We start from the raw sequence: 1,003 nt of genomic DNA, 5'->3' as shown, positions 1-1,003 counted from the left end.
CCAAACTTTCGCTGTTTAATTTTGCAAGTAGGGGGGAAAAATTTGTTTTAAAGCTGTCCACGGTATGTTGGATTGCGGAACTGTTTTCGAGAGCGGTTTTAGCTCCTATCTTTGCTGTACTAGAAACCATGTGGATGGCTTGGAGCACCATGATAAGGGTTAACAGGGCCCAAGTGAGAAAGCCATGAAACACACCTGAGGATTCTGCAAAACGTCCGGCAATAAAACCTCCCAAAGCAAGGCTGATCAGTGTAACGATAAGAGATCCTATGCCAAAGGAGCGTAACGAACCTTCAAAAGGGGTGGAAGACGTGAAATCCATTTGATTGAAGCCTAAGGCTGCAACGAGAAAAGAGAGACAGATCGAGGTGGCTAGAGCTGTCACCAGGCCGGCAAAAATTGCCGACCATGAAATCGGCGTATGAAAGAGGGGATACTGTTCCTCTACAGATGTTTTGCCTAGAAAATGGGTATCAAAGGCTGTGTCTTCAGGTATGCGGGTTTCCATGTGTTTATCTCCTTGAATGATGCTGGAGATACAATGCTTCCTGAACCATTATGTTCCAAAAGAGACAAATTTGTGCCCAAAATAGACGCAAAATACCAAAAATAAACACTGATTATCCTCCCTGAAATTATTATCTTGGGATTATAATACCCCAATGATAAAAGGTCTTGTGGTAAAATCTCAACCTAAAATAACTTTATCAAAAATGTTCGTGCTAAAAAAATAAGCTAGCTAAAATAAAAAAACAGAAGGGATATTTGTGCATTACGAAGTTATCTTATAAAGTGATATGGCTTGTTTTGTTCGTATTCTGTCATGAAATTTGAAAATATTTTCTTTTTCATGAAAACCATGTTACCGGTCATTTTGATAAATGTATTTCTTTTTGGTTGTATTAGAAAGTTTAAAAAGACGCTTTATGAGGGTGTGGAATGTTTCATTCAACTTTTTTTAAAAATCGTGAAATCTATGGACCGCTTTGTATCGGTTTTGACC

General features: G+C 38.6%; 1 pseudogene. It reads right to left on the bottom strand.

Annotated elements, in window-relative coordinates:
- Positions 1 to 508 (bottom strand): annotated as a pseudogene (locus ACFINO_RS09990) (TIGR04086 family membrane protein); the annotation flags it as partial.
- Positions 509 to 1,003 lie beyond the last annotated feature (495 nt).

The organism is Bartonella sp. AA83SXKL, from assembly GCF_042196965.1.
Lineage (GTDB): Bacteria > Pseudomonadota > Alphaproteobacteria > Rhizobiales > Rhizobiaceae > Bartonella.
Note: the sequence above shows the minus strand (reverse complement) of the source record. Positions and strands in the feature narration are given on the sequence as shown.